2 protein-coding genes are annotated in these 2,622 nt (G+C 59.0%); one reads left to right on the forward strand and one right to left on the reverse strand.

All coding sequences use genetic code 11. The features are described 5' to 3' along the window. On the forward strand, positions 1 to 1,357 hold a 1,357-nt coding region (locus tag FJ320_12860; protein ID MBM3926834.1), incomplete at its 5' end, for an AarF/ABC1/UbiB kinase family protein. Between the two features lie 490 nt (positions 1,358 to 1,847). Here the strand turns inward: FJ320_12860 and FJ320_12865 are convergent. Then, the gene (locus FJ320_12865; GenBank protein ID MBM3926835.1) at positions 1,848 to 2,609 is read right to left on the reverse strand and encodes a quinone oxidoreductase; all 762 of its coding nucleotides are present in this window, start codon (positions 2,607 to 2,609) and stop codon (positions 1,848 to 1,850) included. Between the last annotated feature and the right edge of the window lie 13 nt (positions 2,610 to 2,622).

The following is a 2,622-nucleotide window of genomic DNA, read 5'->3' on the forward strand; positions in this document are numbered from 1 at the left end:
AGAGATAAGCCAGACCGTTACCCTGGAGCTCGGGGGCCCAATAAACTCGGTGTTCGCTGCCTTTGACCCCAACCCCATAGGCGTAGCCTCCATTGGACAGGTCCACGCCGCCACCCTGCCGGACGGCTCGGAAGTCGTGGTCAAGGTTAGGAAGCCCGGCGTCGTCGACCAGGTGCAAGAAGACCTGGAAATCCTCTACAACCTCGCCGCCATGGCGTCCAAGCGATGGGATGTGGCAAAGCAGTACGACATGTCCCGTCTGGTCCAGGAGTTCTCGGATGCCCTTCGTGCGGAGCTGGATTACGTCGCCGAGGGTAAGAACATCGAACACTTCGCGCAGCTTTTTAGGAATACTCCCGAGGTGCATATTCCGAAGATTTACTGGGAATACAGTACCCCTCGTATGATCACCATGGAACATATAAAGGGCGTCAGGTTGGCAGACGCGGCCGAGATCAATATAGCGGGAGTCGATAGGAATACTCTAGCCGAACGTGGCGTCCGTATTTGGCTCAAAATGATATTTGAGAACGGCTTCTTCCACGCGGACCCTCACCCCGGGAATCTGGTGTTGGAACCGAATGGCCGCCTGGGCCTCATCGATTTTGGCATGGTGGGCACTATCGATGAGCAGGTCCGGGACTCCCTGCTGGAGGCAGTCCGAGCGGTGGCGGACCAGGACGCCGATAAGTCGCTCGACGCCTTGGAAGATATGGACGCCATCTCTAGGGTCAGCTCTCGAGAGGCGCTGCGGCGTGACCTGCTGCAAGTCGTGGGACGGTACCAGCGTCTCTCTGTTGACGAAGTCAGGGTTGGCTTCTTGCTGGATGAAATCTTCGCAATGGTCCGGCAGCACAGGCTTCAACTCCCCACCAACGTCTTCCTTCTCCTCAAGACATTGGCCATGGCTGAAGGCGTCGGCACCCGCCTGGACCCGGACTTTGACATGGTCTCCGTCCTTAAGCCCTACGCCGAAAAAGAAGTCCGCAAAAAATACTCCTTCGGCCAAATCGCCAGCCGCATCAAGGCCACCAGCGCGGATGCCCTTATGCTGGGCCTGGAGCTGCCCAAGCGATTGCGCCGCATCGCCAGGTCTGTTGAAAGACAGGAGTTCAGGATAGCCATGGAGCCCGTAGGCGTAGATCCCTACCTCCGACGGCTGGAAAAACTGGCTAACCGGCTTGCGCTAGCCATAATAACCGGCTCCCTCATCGCCGGCCTCGCCGTCCTCACCTCCGTCTACCGCCCCGCCGGCGAAAACACCTGGGTTGGCATAATCTTTGCCTTGGGCCTAATCGTAGCCATCTCCCTGGGCGGCTACCTGGCCTGGAGCATCCTCCGCTCCCAGTGGCGCTAGCATCTTGTCATCCTGAGCGAAGGGCCGTACTCAGCCCGCAGTCGAAGGATCTGTTGTGTCTGCTGCTTGCTTTCCACATTCCTCTAGCTAGGTTCCTCCACTATTATTTCCTCTCCCTTGATGACGGCTGTTGCTAGTTAAGATGCCACTTATCATAGCCAGGCCTCCCTTCTACCCTTTCTCCCCCTTGATGTCGAGCTCATTGATCTATTCCATCGAGATCCCGATAACATCGGGAGGGGAGAACAGAAGAGAGGGTGAAACCCTGGCTCCACAATACTTTATCACTGCCAGTCGTCTCTGTTTTCTTCTCCTCTTCCTATCGGGAGAATTAGCAACACCCATCTTGATGGGAGAGGATTAAGGTCGAAGACCCGCTGTGGTGGGTCGAAGACTCGCCGTGGAGAGTGAGGGTGATACACTAGCTCAACGCTCCGTCCGCCAGGCTACACCATACCTTCGACGGTCTCCCTTTCATCTCCTCCACCCTTCACGGTATCAGCAGCACCTTCCCCATCGTCCTCCTCCCCTCCATCGCCCGATGCGCCTCCGCCGCCTCCGACAGCCTGTACTCATGCCCGATCCTAATCTTCAACTCTCCCCTCTTCACCCACTCGAACAGCTCCCCCGTCCGCTTCAGCAGCGTCTTCCTGTCCGCGATGTGGTCCCACAAGCTTGGCCACGTCAAAAACTTCGACCCGTTCACCAGTATCCACGGCGATATCGGCGGGACCGACCCGCCCGTCCGGCTGTGCAGCACCAGATAACCCCGAACCCCCAGGCTCCGCAGGCTCTGGTCAAAGGTTGTCTTTCCGACCCCGTCGTACACCACATGCACCCCTTCCCCGCCCGTCGCCTTCTTTATCTCCTTCTCGAAGTCCTCTCGCGTGTAAATGATGACCTTGTCCGCCCCCGCCTCTAACGCCACCCTCGCCTTCTCCTCCGTCGACACCGTCGTAAACACATACGCCCCGCGCCTCTTGGCGATCTGTATCAAAATCAGCCCCATCCCGCCCGCGCCGGCATGTATCAGGCATCGGACCCCTTTCTTCAGCGGGTACGTCGTGTCCGCCAGGTAATGCGCCGTCAGCCCCTGCAGCATAATCGACGCCCCCAGCTTCGCGTCGATTCCCTCCGGCAGCTTCACCACCCGCTCCCACGGCGCCGCCACCCGCTCCGCATATCCCCCCAGGGTGCCCCACGTCACCGCCGCCATATCCCCCTCCCTGAACCCCTCCACCCCTTCCCCCACCCCAACCACCCTT

Source organism: SAR202 cluster bacterium, from assembly GCA_016872285.1.
GTDB lineage: Bacteria > Chloroflexota > Dehalococcoidia > Lucifugimonadales.